Origin of the sequence: Polaribacter sp. L3A8, assembly GCF_009796785.1 — a bacterium.
In the GTDB taxonomy this organism is placed as follows: Bacteria; Bacteroidota; Bacteroidia; order Flavobacteriales; family Flavobacteriaceae; genus Polaribacter.
In genome coordinates this window covers 1,037,805-1,052,614 of record NZ_CP047026.1, presented here as the reverse complement: position 1 = coordinate 1,052,614, position 14,810 = coordinate 1,037,805, and the positions used below count along the sequence as shown (strand labels likewise).

18 protein-coding genes and 1 pseudogene are annotated in these 14,810 nt (G+C 28.9%); 12 read left to right on the top strand and 7 right to left on the bottom strand.

Translation table 11 applies throughout. From position 1 onward, the window contains the following. Positions 1-21: 21 nt before the first annotated feature. From GQR92_RS04015 to GQR92_RS03965, 11 genes are all read left to right on the top strand, one after another. Positions 22-345, top strand: coding sequence for a hypothetical protein (locus GQR92_RS04015; protein ID WP_158837913.1), 324 nt, complete (start codon positions 22-24; stop codon positions 343-345). 5 nt (positions 346-350) lie between these two features. Further along, positions 351-812 (top strand): Spy/CpxP family protein refolding chaperone, encoded by a 462-nt coding sequence (locus GQR92_RS04010; protein WP_158837912.1) that lies wholly within the window; start codon positions 351-353, stop codon positions 810-812. Positions 813-1,041: 229 nt separating this feature from the next. Next, positions 1,042-1,335, top strand: coding sequence for an EF-hand domain-containing protein (locus GQR92_RS04005; protein ID WP_158837911.1), 294 nt, complete (start codon positions 1,042-1,044; stop codon positions 1,333-1,335). Between the two features lie 43 nt (positions 1,336-1,378). Beyond that, on the top strand, positions 1,379-2,806 hold the full coding sequence (locus tag GQR92_RS04000; protein ID WP_158837910.1) for a CotH kinase family protein: 1,428 nt from the start codon (positions 1,379-1,381) through the stop codon (positions 2,804-2,806). Between the two features lie 150 nt (positions 2,807-2,956). Then, entirely contained in the window at positions 2,957-3,706 is a 750-nt protein-coding gene (locus tag GQR92_RS03995) for a polyphosphate polymerase domain-containing protein (protein WP_158837909.1), read from the top strand. Between the two features lie 2 nt (positions 3,707-3,708). Next, positions 3,709-4,311: a DUF4956 domain-containing protein gene (locus GQR92_RS03990; protein ID WP_158837908.1), complete on the top strand. Its 603-nt coding sequence runs from the start codon at positions 3,709-3,711 to the stop codon at positions 4,309-4,311. A gap of 28 nt (positions 4,312-4,339) precedes the next feature. Continuing rightward, entirely contained in the window at positions 4,340-5,080 is a 741-nt protein-coding gene (locus GQR92_RS03985; protein ID WP_158837907.1) for a DUF2490 domain-containing protein, read from the top strand. A gap of 124 nt (positions 5,081-5,204) precedes the next feature. Further along, on the top strand, positions 5,205-6,293 hold the full coding sequence (locus tag GQR92_RS03980) for a YHYH protein (RefSeq protein ID WP_233269999.1): 1,089 nt from the start codon (positions 5,205-5,207) through the stop codon (positions 6,291-6,293). Positions 6,294-6,360: 67 nt separating this feature from the next. Beyond that, positions 6,361-7,128 carry a YHYH protein gene (locus tag GQR92_RS03975; RefSeq protein WP_158837906.1) on the top strand — a complete coding sequence of 256 codons (768 nt, stop codon included), beginning with the start codon at positions 6,361-6,363 and terminating at the stop codon, positions 7,126-7,128. A 1-nt stretch (position 7,129) separates the two neighbouring features. After that, a complete protein-coding gene (locus tag GQR92_RS03970) occupies positions 7,130-7,750 on the top strand; it encodes a toxin-antitoxin system YwqK family antitoxin (RefSeq protein ID WP_158837905.1) in 621 nt (206 codons plus the stop codon). After that, positions 7,719-8,393 (top strand): SCO family protein, encoded by a 675-nt coding sequence (locus GQR92_RS03965; protein WP_158837904.1) that lies wholly within the window; start codon positions 7,719-7,721, stop codon positions 8,391-8,393. The genes GQR92_RS03970 and GQR92_RS03965 overlap by 32 nt, the downstream gene beginning before the upstream one ends. A 52-nt stretch (positions 8,394-8,445) precedes the next feature. Here GQR92_RS03965 and murB read toward each other — a convergent pair. From murB to GQR92_RS03935, 6 genes and pseudogenes are all read right to left on the bottom strand, one after another. Then, positions 8,446-9,465: pseudogene (gene murB / locus GQR92_RS03960) on the bottom strand (UDP-N-acetylmuramate dehydrogenase); the annotation flags it as partial. Between the two features lie 100 nt (positions 9,466-9,565). Next, the gene (locus GQR92_RS03955; protein WP_158837902.1) at positions 9,566-10,153 is read right to left on the bottom strand and encodes a hypothetical protein; all 588 of its coding nucleotides are present in this window, start codon (positions 10,151-10,153) and stop codon (positions 9,566-9,568) included. Between the two features lie 30 nt (positions 10,154-10,183). Then, positions 10,184-10,585: an ACT domain-containing protein gene (locus GQR92_RS03950; protein ID WP_158837901.1), complete on the bottom strand. Its 402-nt coding sequence runs from the start codon at positions 10,583-10,585 to the stop codon at positions 10,184-10,186. A gap of 107 nt (positions 10,586-10,692) precedes the next feature. After that, positions 10,693-11,112 (bottom strand): MoaF-related domain-containing protein, encoded by a 420-nt coding sequence (locus tag GQR92_RS03945; RefSeq protein WP_158837900.1) that lies wholly within the window; start codon positions 11,110-11,112, stop codon positions 10,693-10,695. A 24-nt stretch (positions 11,113-11,136) separates the two neighbouring features. After that, positions 11,137-11,673: a GNAT family N-acetyltransferase gene (locus GQR92_RS03940; protein ID WP_233269998.1), complete on the bottom strand. Its 537-nt coding sequence runs from the start codon at positions 11,671-11,673 to the stop codon at positions 11,137-11,139. A 63-nt stretch (positions 11,674-11,736) separates the two neighbouring features. Next, positions 11,737-12,927, bottom strand: a complete 1,191-nt coding sequence (locus GQR92_RS03935; RefSeq protein WP_158837899.1) for a pyridoxal phosphate-dependent aminotransferase — start codon at positions 12,925-12,927, stop codon at positions 11,737-11,739. A gap of 147 nt (positions 12,928-13,074) precedes the next feature. Between GQR92_RS03935 and GQR92_RS03930 the strand changes: the two genes are divergently transcribed. Then, positions 13,075-14,409, top strand: a complete 1,335-nt coding sequence (locus GQR92_RS03930; protein WP_233269997.1) for an aspartyl protease family protein — start codon at positions 13,075-13,077, stop codon at positions 14,407-14,409. Here the strand turns inward: GQR92_RS03930 and GQR92_RS03925 are convergent. Beyond that, positions 14,406-14,810: a DUF1573 domain-containing protein gene (locus GQR92_RS03925; protein ID WP_158837898.1), complete on the bottom strand. Its 405-nt coding sequence runs from the start codon at positions 14,808-14,810 to the stop codon at positions 14,406-14,408. The two genes, GQR92_RS03930 and GQR92_RS03925, sit on opposite strands and share 4 nt — an antisense overlap.

Below are 14,810 nucleotides of genomic sequence, written 5' to 3'. Positions count from 1 at the left end.
TTGTTTTAAGAACACAAAAAAATGAAAACTAAAAAAGACATAAATCAGCAGGTAGATGATGCTTTTAAAGCATTAGATAATATTAAAAAAGTTGAAGTAAATCACTTTTTTAAACATAAGGTTTTGCAAAAGTTAAATGCAGAAAAGGAAGAGAAGACACCTGTTTTTTCTTGGTTTACACCGCAATTGCAATTGGCAACTCTGAGTGTTATATTGTTATTAAATTTCGGAACTATTTTTTATGCTTTTAACAATTCGTCACAAAGTGCTAGTTCTACCTCAGATATTAAAACATTTGCACAAGAATACTCTTTACAATCAGATAGCAGTTCTATTTTAAATTAAAAGTTATGAAATCAAAATTACTTCCTATTCTTATCATCTTGTTAGTATTATTAAATGGAGTACTAATTTTTATGTTGGTAAAAAAACCGCATGAAAATCAACATAACAATCCAAAAAGGAATTTTTTAACAGCTCAATTAAGTTTTTCTGAAACTCAAAAAGAAGCATTTAGAACTTTAGATGTTGCGCATAGAGATGTTATGAGAAATTTAGAGGATCAAGTTAAAAATCAAAAAGATCTTTTATTTGATGGCTTTAATAAAGAAAATTTTACAATTGATTCTTTAACTACAAAAATTGGACTTTTACAAGCAAAAAAAGATGCAGAGGTTTTTACTTTTTTTAAACAAGTAAGAAAAATTTGTACTGCAGATCAAGTGCAAAAGTTTGATAAAATAATTAAAGAAGCAATAAGGGGCGGAGATAGAATGCCACCAAATAATAGAAGGATGCCTCCACCAAGATAATATATTTATAAATAATTTAGTTATAAAAAAGATCCAAAGCTTAACTGCTTTGGATCTTTTTTTTTTGAGAATTATAAAGTTGGTTTTTAAAGTATTTTATAATAAAGTTAATGCTTTAGTTTTAGGTGTTACTATTTTTTAATTAGATATGTTAAAGTAAAGTTAACGTGCACAAGTTTTTAAAAGGACTAGCATCTAAAGGTATATAAACTTAATAAATAGATTTAAAATGAAAAACTCAACAAATAAAATTTTAGCAGTCATAATAGTTTCTTTAGGGGTGTCAGCATCAAGTTTTGCACAAGCAGATAATTCTGATGACAAACCAAAAGGACCACCAACATTTAAACAACTTTTAAAAGAATTTGATGCAAACGAAGATGGTAAAATTTCTCAAAAAGAAGTAAAAGGGCCTTTGGCAAAAGATTTTAAAAAAGTTGATACTGATGAAGATGGTTTCATTTCAGAAAAAGAACTGAAAGATGCTCCTAAACCAGAGAGAAGAGAAAGACCAAGAAAATAAGGATAACAAAATAGAATCAAAAAAATCAATCAAACAATTAATTATGAAAAATTATAAAATTAAATTATTCTCATTAGTGATTACACTTTTTATTTTTTCGTGTACAAGTGATGATGTTTCTGATGTTACAGTAGATGATACAGATGATAGTAATGAAGTTGCTGTAGTAATAGATGATACAGATTTTGAAGCTATAGACTGGACAGAGGCTACACATAGTAAAGATGTAGATGCTAATATTAGCGAAGTTTTTGAAGATAACACAGTAAAAAGGTTAGACTTTGTTATTACGGAAGCTCGTTGGCAAACCATGTTAGATGATATGGAGAACCTTTATGGAACATTTGGAGGAAGTTCTGCAGGAGGACCTGGTGTTTCTGTAGATATCGATGAAGATCCAATTTTTGTGCCTGGAGAAGTGTTTTATGAAGGGAAAGAATGGTATAGAGTTGGTTTGCGTTTTAAAGGAAATTCAAGTTTAAAAAGTAGTTGGCAAGCAGGGATTTTAAAATTATCATTCAAATTAGATTTTGATGAGTTTGAAGATGATTATCCTCAAATAAAGAATCAACGTTTTTACGGAATTAAGAAATTAAGTCTTAAAAATAATTATGATGATAGTTCTATGTTAAGAGAAAAAGTAGCTACAGATGTGTTTAGAAACGCTGGCTTAGTGGCGTCTCATACCGCTTTTTACACATTATATGTGGATCATGGTAATGGACCACAATATTTTGGATTGTATACTTTAGTAGAAGAGGTAGATGGTAGTGTTTTAGATACACAATTTTCTGATGATGGAGGAAATCTATACAAACCAGATGGTGATGCTGCAAGTTTTGCAAATGGAACTTTTGATGAAGACGAATATGTAAAGAAAAATAATGAAGATGAGGCAGATTTTTCTGATGTACAAAGTCTTTTAACAATTATAAATGATGGTACAAAAACTACAGATGCTGCCGCTTGGAGAACAAGTTTAGATGCTGTTTTTGATACCGACATATTTTTAAAATACTTGGCTGTAAATACAGTGGTTCAAAATTGGGATACCTATGGTAGAATGACACATAATTATTTCTTATACAATGATCCTGCTACGAGTAAACTAACTTGGATTCCTTGGGATAATAATGAAGCTTTACAGACAGGTAAACAAGGTGGTGCTTTATCTTTAAATTTCTCTGGATTAACAGCTTCTCAATGGCCATTAATAGGGTATATGTATCAAGATGAAGTGTATAAAGAAAAGTATGATGCGTATGTAGAAGAGGTTATAAACGGTGCGTTTAATGAATCTACAATTCAGGCTTTATATACAAGCTATGCCGCTTTAGTAGAAGAATATGCAACATCAGAAGTTACAGGTTATACATTTTTAAATAACAGTTCAGATTTTCAATCGGCAGTTAGCCAATTAAAATCACATGCAACTTCTAGAAAAGCTGCAGTAGCAGCTTATTTAAATTAAAGAAAATAGTATTTGAGTTTGGTTAGTTATTAAAAGCTTCATATAAAATTGTGAGGCTTTTTTTTAATGTCTTTTTCACTGAAGGTAATACAAGTTTAAAAAAACAGTATCTAAACTTTATATAACATAATTATAATATAAAATGAATATATGGTAGATAATATTAAAAGTATTATGGAAAATTTTTCTTCGATTTCTTTAGAGGAAATGAATAGTGTAGCATTAATGAAAAGAACGGATACTAAATTTGTAATTAATAAAATTCAGTTATTTTCTATTCTAAAAGAAATAAGAAATCATTATAAGGTTTTAGAAATTAAAAAAGATAGAATAATGAGTTATTCGTCTTTATATTTTGATACAATTGAAAATAAATTTTATAACGATCATCATAACGGAAAAAATAACAGAACAAAAATTAGACAAAGAAAATATATAGAATCTGATCTTTGTTTTTTAGAGATAAAACAAAAAAATGGTAAAGGAGAAACCAATAAATCAAGAATACCTGTTTCTGATTTTGAGTTGAACTTAACCCAATCTTCTAAAGATTTTATTTCATCGACTACACTTCAAGAATATCATTTAGAGCCTAGTTTATGGAATGGTTTTAATAGAATAACACTTGTAAATTTAAAAAGTAAAGAACGTGTTACGGTAGATCTTAATTTATCGTATAAAATGAATGAAGTTAAAAAAGACTTCAAGAATCTAGTAGTGATAGAGGTAAAACAAGAACGGTTTAACCGAAAATCAGAAATTGTAAAATCATTAAAATCAATTCATCAAAATCCTTATAGTATTAGCAAGTATTGTATTGGTATGGTTAGTCTTTATAATGATTTAAAGTACAATGTTTTTAAAAGAAAATTAATAAAAATAAATAATATAATTGCATAACTATGGAGTTTTTAGATATCCCTTTATTCGATGATGATTTTTTTAAAATGATGTTTAGACTTTGTTTAAACTATATTTTTCTAACCATAATTATTCGATTTATTTACTATCCTATTTCAAAAAGAAAAGACTACGTTTTTACGTATTACTTAATTAGTCTCATTGTGTTTTTCTTATGTTTTACGCTTAAAAAATATCAAATGGATATTGGAATGGCCTTGGGGTTATTTGCCATTTTTGGTATTATTAGATACAGAACAAATCCTGTAGATATTAAAGAAATGACGTATTTGTTTGTGGTTATTGGGGTTTCAATAATTAATTCTTTGGCAAATAAAAAAATGAGTTATGCAGAAATTTTATCTGCAAATATAATTATTGTTACTGTACTGTTGCTTATCGAAAAATATTGGGCTTTAAAACAAGTGGTTTCTAAGTCTATTGTTTATGAAAATATAGAAAATATTAAACCTGAAAATTATCATCTCTTAAAAGAAGATTTAGAAAACAGAACGGGTTTGTCTATTAACTCTATAGATATTGGTCAGGTAGATTTTTTAAAAGATACTGCAACAATTGTTATTTTTTATTACAAAAATAAATAGGCTTTTAACTTAAAAATAAATGGATATAATGAGTATAATCAGCACAAAAAAAGCACTATTTTTAAAGTTGTTAGTCTTAAATGCAATTTTATTTACAAGTTTAAATTATGGGCAAACAGCAGATAGTGATTGGGCTTCTTGGAGTACCTTGGGAGTAGAATATAAGTTGAATAAAAAGTGGAGTTTTGGCTTAGAAGAACAGTTTAGATTAAAAGAAAACTTCTCTGAAGTTGATGCCTTTTTTACCGAATTAAATGCAGAATACACCTTGTTTAAAGATTTTAAAATGGGTGTAGGTGCAAGGTATATAAGAGAGAATGATAATAAAGGAAATATACAAGGCTATGAAAATCATTTTAGATTTCAGGTTGATGCCATGTACAAACATCAAATTAATAATCTAGAAATTGGATATAGATTGCGTTATCAAAATAAAAATGAATTAGGTGTTTCTACTGATGAAGGAGATGAGGCAAATCAAAACATTCGTTTTAAGACTTCTCTAGAATACAATTTTAAAAATTGGAAATTTGATCCTAAATTTTCTGCAGAAATATTTAATAAGTTTCAAGATGGAGATGAAAATGGATTTAATAAATATAGATTAACTTTAGGTACAGACTATAAAATAAAAAATTTTGGTAAAGTAGGGGTGTTTTATCGATTTGAAAAAGAGTTGAATGTAGATTTTCCGGACATCACAAATATTTTAGGACTAAAATATACCTACTCTTTTAAAAATAAAAAATCATCTAAACGAAAAAAATAGTATTAAAGTTCGATTAATTATTAAAAGCTTTCTAAGAAATTAGAAAGCTTTTTTTGTTAAAAAAAGTTAAAGAACACAAGTTTATTCATAAAAGGACATCTAAACTTTTATAAAACAATTTAAAATGATGAAAAAGTATTTCATACCAATATTAGCAAGTATTTTATTAATAGGGTGTAAAAGTCAAGCGACTAAGCATACACATAATGGAGAAACAGAAAGCCACACACGTATTGCTGTAAATTATTTTGATTCCTATAGTTTAATAAGTAAAATTTTTGGAACAAAAACAATTGTTACTGTAACTGGTGATGAACGAAAAATGGTTACAAATGCATTGCCAGATCATAAAACAGGTGCTTTTCCAAGAAAAGGAAATCCGAATATAATTTCTGCTCAGAATAAAACATACACCTTTCCTGCAAAACCAAAGTATACAGGGAAAGCAACTTGGGTTAGAGAACCAGGAGTTGCGTTAAACGGAGTAAAGTTTGAACCAGGAACCGCGGAAGTTGTTGTTTGTGAAACGGGAGAGAATTATAGGGTAGAAGCTTTCCAAGATGTAATAGATCTTGGTCTCGATTTTAATCATGCGCACGTACAGCCAACAGGGGAGTATCATTATCACGGAACTCCAACTTCTGTAATTAAAGAATTTGATACTGGAAAAGATTTGGTACACGTTGGTTTTGCACACGATGGTTTTCCTATTTATTACTCTAAAAGTAATGCCTATAAACCGAGTTATAAATTATTAGACGGAACGAGAGAGGGAGAAGATTGTGTTTATGAAAATCCGAAAGAAACCATAAAAATAGCTTTAAACGATAATCATGATGGAACCTATGGTTCCGATTTTGAATATGTTGCAAATTCTGGAGATCTAGATGAATGCAACGGAATTACAATAGATGGAAAATATATGTACTTGGTTACAAATGAGTTTCCGTATGTAAGCAGATGTTTAATGGGAGAGGTAAAAGAAGATGAACGTAGAGGACCGCCTAGAGATGGAAATGATGGAAGAAAAGGAGGGAAGCGTAAAAACTTTGAGGAACTATTAGAAATGATGGATACCGATAAGGACGGAAAATTATCTAGAACAGAAGTAAAAGGGCCTTTAAAGCAAGATTTTTCTAAGGTTGATAGCAATAAAGATGGATATGTTTCAAAAGATGAATTAGAGAAAGGACCTAAACCGAATAGAAAATAAATAATAAAAATTGCAAGTTTATTATAGAGCTCGCATCTAAATATTAAATAACCCAAAACCACTAAAAATGAAAAACCGATTTATTAAGACCACATCACTTATAGTATTACTTTTTTCGGCATTTGTTTCTTGTACTTCAGATACAGATGTAGATGCGGCAGATGTAGATGTTAGCGATACAGATACTGTAATTACAGAATTACATGCTGCATATTCCGAATTTAATACAGATGCTACAGATATTTATTTATCTAATAGTGGTACAACCGTTACCATAGAAACCACAGGTTTACCAAACCATGAAACTGTGTATTGGGGAGAGGGAAGTGAGTTATATAGAGAGGAATCTGGTGTAGCTACAACGCCGTCTATTATGTCTAGTAATAATAATGCAACCACCATTACGGTAGATGCTACTCCAAATTTAACGGGTAGCACTGTTAGTACACAATTAAACACCATAGGTATTGCTGTAAGTGGTGCTTCTATTTTTAATGACCAAGAAGGAAACGGAGCTTTAGATCAAGCAGCAGCAAGTTTAGATTGGACTGGGGCACACATTGGTCCTGGAGTTTATCATTATCATTTAGAACCAAAAGCATTTTCTGATGATGATGACAAATTAGTAGGTGTTTTATTAGATGGAGTTTTCTTGTATGGTAGAAAATGTAACGCAACAGGTACGTATCCAACAGATTTAGATACTTCTGGAGGTCATACTTCTACAACACAACATTCTGATGGGATAGAGGAATATCATTATCATATTATTAATGAATTATATGCTACAACAGGTTCTTATATTGCTTTTGAAGGTCCTTACCAAGGTTACTAAAATGAGATTTTTAAGATTATTATTTCCCCTTTTTTCAATTTGTATTATTGGTTGTAATTCTTCAAGCAATAGTGCAAAAAAGGATACCGTTCTTAAAAAAGTAGAAATTAACACCAAGATTATTGTTCATAAAGATAGCTTGGTTTTAAATGGTAATGAAGGGAATTGGTATTATAAGAATGCACTTTTTAATGGGTTTGCTGTAAAATATCACGCCAATGATACTTTAAAAGAAAAAACTGGTTTTTATAATGGTAAAAAAGAAGGTGTTTACAAAGTTTGGTTTAAAAGTGGTGTTTTAAAAATGGCTTCTCATTACCAACAAAACGTACTTGTAGGGAGTTACAAGGCTTGGTGGCAAAACGGAACTTTAGCTTTTGAAGCAAACTACAAAAAGGGCAAGTTAGAAGGAGTAGAACGTCAATGGTTTTCTAACGGAACCTTATCTAAAGAAAGACATTTACTAAAAGGAAATGAAAACGGTTTACAAAGAGCTTGGTTACAAAATGGTAAGATTTATGTAAACTATGAAGCTAAAAATGGTAGAACCTTTGGTATGAAACGCGCAAATTTATGTTATCAATTAAAAAATGAAAAAGTTGAAGAAAAGAAAGATATATAGTTTTGTTGTTGTGAGTTTACTTCTTTTTTTAAGTTGTAAAAAAACAGATCATAAAGAAATTTCTAGTAAAACCGACGTTTTACCTTATTATAATGAAGCTTCATTTACACCTAAATGGATAGCTGCTAAAAGTGATCAGTTAACATCTTTTCATACCATTCCAGATTTTAGTTTAACAGATCAGGATGGGAAAAATATTACTCAGAAAACATTTGAAAATAAAATTTATGTGGCCGATTTTTTCTTTACTACGTGTCCAGGTATTTGTCCTAAAATGACAAGTAATATGTCTTTAGTGCAAGATGCTTTTAAAAATGATGATGAAGTATTATTACTTTCTCATTCTGTAACACCTAGCATAGATTCTGTTGCGCAGTTAAAAAAATATGCTTTAGATAAAGAAATTGGTAAGAACTGGCATTTGGTTACTGGTGATAAAAAAGAAATTTACGACTTAGGCAGAAAATCATATTTTGTAGAAGAAGATCTAGGGAAACCAAAAAGCATTGACGATTTTTTACACACAGAAAATTTTGTTCTTATTGATAAAAACAAACACATTAGAGGTATTTACAATGGTTTAAGTAAAAATTCTGTAAAACAATTAATTGCAGATATTAAAACATTAAAATTAGAAATATAGTATTTTAGAAATTGTATATACTTAACCTTATCATTAATTTGATGAGGTTTTTTTATGCAATAATATTTACTTCAATTTCTAAAGGAATTCCAAATTTTTTAAAGATGGTTTCTTTTATTTTTTCAGCAAGCTGATAAATTTCGTTCCCACTGGCATTACCATAGTTAACTAAAACCAACGCTTGTTTTTCATGCACTCCGCAATTACCAAAACGTTTTCCTTTAAAACCTGCTTGTTCTATTAACCAACCTGCCGGAACTTTCACTTCAGTATCAGAAACCTCATAACTTGGTATGTTGGTATATTCTTTTTGAAGCTCTAAAAATTGAGAAGTAGCAATGACTGGGTTTTTAAAAAAACTACCGCTGTTTCCTATTTCTTTAGGGTCTGGAAGTTTCGATTTTCTAATAGCAATAACAGCATCAGAAATATTTTTTAAAGTTGGTTTTTTTATGTTTTTAGATATTAATTCTGTTTCAATGGCTCCGTAAGAAAAGTTTAAATTATGGTTGTTTTTTGTCAATTTAAAACTGACAGAAGTAATGATGTATTTCCCTTTTTCTTCATTTTTAAAAATGGAGTTTCTATAACCAAAATTACAGACTTCGTTAGAAAACTGAACTAATTTACCTGTTTCAATTTCTAAAGCTTCTACTTTTGTAATGGTATCTTTTACTTCTACACCATACGCACCAATATTCTGAATAGGGCAGGTACCTACATTTCCTGGTATTAATGATAAATTTTCAATTCCGCCATAGTTTTCAGAAACACACCAAAGCACAAAATCGTGCCAGTTTTCACCAGCATTTATCGTAATGTACGCTGCATTGTCATCTTCATTATCAATAGAAACACCTTTAATGTCTATATGCACTACTAACTTTTCAATATCTTTTGTAAGCAACATATTACTTCCTCCAGAAATTAAAAAGAGGTCTTTTTCAACCTTTAAAAGTTGCTGTAATTGATAGACAGAATCTACAGAAATAAAACGTTTGGCATTTACAGAAATACCAAATGTGTTGTAGTTTTTTAGTGATATGTTTTTTAGTATATTCATTTTTTCTGTAAATTTATAACGATGTTTATTCTTTTACATCAATTTAAAGTAAGTGTTTTTGATGTATATTGGATCCGCAATTTTTTATCTAATATATTGCTTATAAGTTTTACTTTTTTCGTTTTATTTTCTTCTTATTTTCAAACCTAAATTCATATAACTCTTTTAGGTCTTTAGAAATTTTTTCTTTCCACTCCAATAATTTTTCTTGATTTATACCACCTTCTGTTTCTTTAATTAGGATCATTCTTTGTTCAGAAAATTCGGCCATTATTTTATTACTAAGCTTTTTTAGAATGTCAAAACCTCTGGTTATTTTCCATTTCTTTAAAAACAATTGCTGTCTAAATTTCCGAGCGTGAATTTCGGCAAGATCAAATTGCATTTGCTGAAATTCTATTTGTTGATCAATATTCTTTACATTAGAGGTATCTATCCAAGAAGCGTTTCCTGAAAATAAATTTTCAACGTTTTTATTTAGATTTTTTTTCAAAAAATCAAATCCTTTTGCAGAATATGAAATTACAAATTGACTGTAAACATTTTGATTATTGTTGTCACTAGTTTTTATTTTAAAATCGTTTAAAGCTAGTTTTTTATCAGTACTCCATCTTTTTTCTCCGTCTTGTAATTCTTGGCTAAAACTATAATTTAAACAAGTTATACTTACTATAACTACTAAAAATATTTTTTTCATTTCCAATTTTTAACGTGTTGTTACTTATTTTTATAGCTGCTTTTCAGATAATGCAATCAAAACTTTAATTGCTTTTTCTGCGTCTTTTTTATCTACAAAAATATGATCATGATAATAACCTGAAATTACATTACAGCTAATATTATTTTCAGCTAATTCTGTTGAAAATATTGCTGTTAAACCAACTGCATCAAGAGACGAGTGAATGGTAAGTGTAATCCAAGAAGCAACATAATGGTACTTAAGGTTTAGTTTATCTGCTTTTTTCCTTTCTAAAACAATTGTTGTCCCTTCTTTTTCTTTAAATTCACAAATGGTGTCTTTTCGGTATATAATATCGATCTCTTTTACGGTAGAAAACACATATTCGCCGTCATTTAACTTTGGAGTCATTCCTTTTATTAATTCGGCTAAATTTGTTTCTCCAGACATATCATTAGTTTTTTTAATTGACTTTTATTTAGTTTAAACTTTATCAAAAAGTCGGGTTGTACGTCATTACCAAGTTTAAAATTATACTGCTCTAAATTTAACCAGTTTTATTTTTTTAACTCACGAATTGTTCCTGATATTGGTATAATTTCTTTTTGAATTGTTAAAAAAGTATTGACAGAGTTTTTCTTTAAATTAACCACTTGACTAACACCTAAGCCATCTTTTTCAATCCAAGAAAGAAATAAGGTATAATTATTAAGTCTTTGTTTAGAGTAGTTTTCATCTTCTTCTCTATCTTTTTCTTCTCCTTTTATACATTTCCAATGTAGAATGTTTTCTGATTTGAAATGCACTTCATACACAGAGTCTCCGTAATTATATTCAAATGTTTTTCCGGTTACAGAAATCACTTTTTCTTGAGACATATTTTTATCAACTACAGTTTGGTTATTTTCATTTCCATTATGTTTTTTACACGATATGATTGTTGTTAACATCATAATTGCGAATACTATGTTTTTCATGTTTTTTTATAAATTTAATTATTACTACTCGTATTTAAGATACATTATATGATTAGGATTTGATTTGGTTTTAGATATTTTGAAATTATATTTACCTACAATCTTAAAGCCTCTTTTTGTATAAAAATTTAGAGCTCTTTGGTTCTCTACCCAAACTGCCAACCAAATACCTTTCTGATGATGTTTTTTTGATAATTGAATATTAAAATCTAATAGTTTAGTACCTAATTTTTGTCCGTAAAACTCCTTTAAAAGATATATTCTATCTAGTTTAGTTACATATAAATCATCAATATCTTTGTTTGCAGAGTTCAATTCAATTTTAGAAAACCCAGCAACTTTATCATCAACATAGATAATATGATACTGGGTTTTTATATTTTTAAACTCCTTAGATATACTTGTTTTATTGTAAGTCTTAGAAATAAAACTATTCATGTCTTCTGCGGAAGCACTATGTCCGTGAGATTCTAAAAATGCTTTTTTACCAATTTCGGCAATTAACTCAGCATGTTCAATACTAGCTTTTACTATTTTAATATTGATGTCAGCTTTTATCATTTTTACTTAAAACATTATAAATTAGTTTTTTAATTCGCTACTATTTTTATAGTACCAGTTAAACTAATCTTTATATACTTTTAAAGCTTCTCCTAAAATTTCTACAGATCTAATTAAATCACTTTTGTTTAAAACATAAGCCATTCTAATTTGGTTTTTACCTTCACCTTCCGTAGAATAAAATCCGCTTGCAGGCGCTACCATAACCGTTTCGTTATTTAAATTAAAATCTTCTAATAACCACTTTGCAAAATGATCTGCATCTTTTACAGGTAATTGTGCAACGCAGTAAAAAGCACCTTTTGGGTTGGCAACTTTTACACCATCAATTTTACCTAATTCTGCAATTAAAGTATTTCTTCTTTCTACATACTCTTCTTTTACATCATCAAAATATTGTTGAGGCGTGTCTAAAGCAGCTTCACTAGCAATTAAAGCGTACGTTGGCGGACTTAAACGTGCTTGCGCAAATTTAATAGCTGTTTTTATAAATTCTTTATTTTTAGAAACAATGCAACCAATTCTGGCACCACACATGCTGTAACGTTTAGATACAGAATCTATAATAATTGCGTTTTCATCTAAACCATCTAAAGCTAATACTGAGGTATGATCTAAACCATCATAAGTAAATTCTCTATAAACTTCATCTGCAATTAAATATAAATCGTGTTTTAAAACAATTGCTTTTAATTTCTGAATTTCTTCTTTAGAGTATAAATATCCTGTAGGATTACCAGGGTTACATATTAATATAGCTTTGGTTTTTTTTGTAATTAATTTCTCGAACTCTTCTATTTTTGGCAATGCAAAATTATCTTCAATTTTAGAAATTACAGGTACAACGCTAACTCCAGAAGCTGTAGAAAATCCGTTGTAATTTGCATAAAAAGGCTCAGGAATTATTATTTCATCACCCGGATCTGTAATACTTCCAATTGTAAAAAGCAAGGCTTCAGAACCTCCTGTTGTAATTACAATATTGTCTGCAGTTACATTTACATTGTGTTTTTTGTAATAAGAAACGAGTTTGTTTCTGTATTCTTCAGAACCTTCAGAACGCGCATACGCTAATGTGGTAATCGTATTGTTTTTTACTGCGTCTAAAGCAACTTGTGGTGTTTTTATATCTGGTTGACCTATATTTAAATGGAATACTTTAACACCTCTTTTTTTAGCATCTTCGGCATACGGTACCAATTTTCTAATTGGTGATTCTGGCATTTTTAATCCTTTCTTAGATATTGCAGGCATAGTTATGTTTTAAATATTTGTATATGCGAATTTCCGAAATATATTTTACTTAAAAGAGTATATTAAAGAAACTTTAACGAGGTTAATATTTATCGATATTATAGGTTAAAATCTTAAGTTGTATCTTGTATATGTAAAAAGATCAACTTGATAAAAACCTGCTTTCTTATTATCTTATCAATATTCTTCTCATTTGAGTTGAGTTCTCAAACGGGGTTTGTTTTTAAAGGTCTAAAAAATCATCAACAAATACGTTTTAGACTCATTAATAATTTAATTGTAATTCCTATAGAAGTTAATGGAAAGGAATTGTCTTTTATTTTAGATACCGGTGTAAATAAAACTATTATATTTCGTTTATCGGATAAAGATAGTATTGGTTTGTTAAATACTTCTAATATTCAGTTACGAGGTTTAGGAAGTGGGGATGCCGTAGAGGCTATAATATCACAAAAAAACACCTTTAAAATAAAAGGGTTAGTAAGTAACAATGAAGCGGTATATGTTGTTTTAAATGACTTTTTTGATTTATCCAGTAAAATGGGGACAACCATTCATGGTATTATTGGGTATAGTTTATTAAAAGACGTAATTATAAATATCAATTACAAAACAAAAAAGATTCACTTTTACAATCCTTTAACCTATACCTATAAAAAGTGTAAAAAATGCGAAACGATTCCGTTTCAGTTTTATAGAAGGAAACCTTATATTAAGGCTAAGGTTGGTTTAGACACCATTGGAGATACATTTACAGATGTAAAATTATTAGTAGATTCTGGAGGAAGTGATGCTATTTGGCTTTTCGAAAATTCTAAAAAAATGATTAGAACGCCTAAATTATTTTTTAAAGATATTTTAGGTGAAGGATTAAGCGGATCTATTTTTGGCAATAGAAGTAGAGTTTCTAAGTTTAAATTAGGTCGGTTTGTAATTAAGAACCCAACGGTTTCTTTTTTAGATTCAGTATCAACACATAATGCTAGAAAATTTAAAGCAAGAAATGGAAGTATTGGAGGTGGTATTTTAAGTCGGTTTAAAGTTTGGATAGATTATCCTAATAAAAAAATTACTTTAAAAAAGAATGGTTCTTTCACTGACGATTTTAATTATAATATGAGTGGGTTAGATATTGGTTATAACGGCAAACAGTTGGTAAAAGAAGAAGTCGTAGAAAAGGCTACAAATCCTTATAATAGGGAAAGATCAGATAGAAATTCAGTTTCTTTTGTTACCAGATACTCTTTTAATTTTAAACCTTCTTTTGTAATTCGTCATGTTGTAAAAAACTCAGCAGCAGAAAAAGCGGGCTTATTAAAAGATGATGTTATTCTAGAAATTAATGGCAAACAAGCCCATCAATTAGATATAGCTTATATTATTCATAAATTTCGAGAAAAAGATAAAAAGAAAATTAGAATTACAGTTATGCGAAATGGTACAAAAATGAAATTCGAATTTCGTTTAGAAAAAAAAGTTTAATGCTGGGTAACCACACTTTTATCTTTTTCTAAAGAAATTTGTTTATTTACAAAACCTTTAATTTTAATTGGCTTTCTAGGGTTTTTTGCATTAGAAAAAACAGTAATTGTTTTAGAAAAACCACCAACTCTATTGGTATCATAAGAAACTTTAATTTCGCCTTTTTCTCCTGGCATAATTGGGTGTTCTGGTTTTTTAGGAACCGTACAACCACAAGAAGACTGAATGTTTTTTATAATTAATGGTTGATCTCCAATATTTGTAAAAATAAAAACTCTTTCTCCATTAGAATTTTTATCAATTTTACCATAGTTAATTGTTTCTTCTTCAAATTTAAATTCTTGCGCGTTTATAGAAAAAGAAATAAAGAAAATTACTAATAATGTACCAAAGGTTTTCAT